This is a genomic window from Pseudomonas sp. Ant30-3, from assembly GCF_000690905.1.
GTDB lineage: Bacteria > Pseudomonadota > Gammaproteobacteria > Pseudomonadales > Pseudomonadaceae > Aquipseudomonas.
In genome coordinates, this window is record NZ_JMCL01000232.1 from 1 (window position 1) to 562 (window position 562).

Below are 562 nucleotides of genomic sequence, written 5' to 3' on the forward strand. Positions count from 1 at the left end.
CTGTCTTTGAAGCCCCGGGCGCCAATGCCATCGAAATCTCGGATCAAGTCCGCGCGAAGATGGACGAGTTGGCCAAGCGCTTTCCCGAGGGAGTGGAATGGTCGGTGGAGTATGACTCAACTGTCTTCGTGCGTCAGTCGATCAAGGCGGTCGTCAACACTCTGCTGGAAGCCATCGGACTGGTGGTGCTGGTGGTGATCTTGTTCCTTCAGACTTGGCGTGCCTCCATCATCCCACTGCTAGCCGTGCCGGTGTCGGTGGTAGGCACCTTCGCCGTGCTGCTGATGCTGGGCTTTTCCATCAATACGCTCACGCTTTTTGGACTCGTGCTTGCCATCGGGATCGTGGTGGACGACGCGATCGTGGTGGTGGAAAACGTCGAGCGCAACATCGCCGAAGGGCTGGCGCCGCTGGCTGCGGCCCATCAGGCCATGCGCGAAGTCAGTGGCCCCATCGTCGCCATCTCGCTGGTGCTGTGCTCGGTATTCGTGCCTATGGCATTCCTGTCCGGCGTGACAGGGCAGTTCTACAAACAGTTCGCCGTCACCATTGCGATCTCCAC

The 562-nt window shown here is 59.8% G+C and carries 1 protein-coding gene; it reads left to right on the forward strand.

The window, feature by feature from the left end; genetic code table 11:
• A partial coding sequence (locus DU29_RS01000000130765; protein ID WP_033051124.1) for an efflux RND transporter permease subunit occupies positions 1-562 on the forward strand: 562 nt, incomplete at both ends.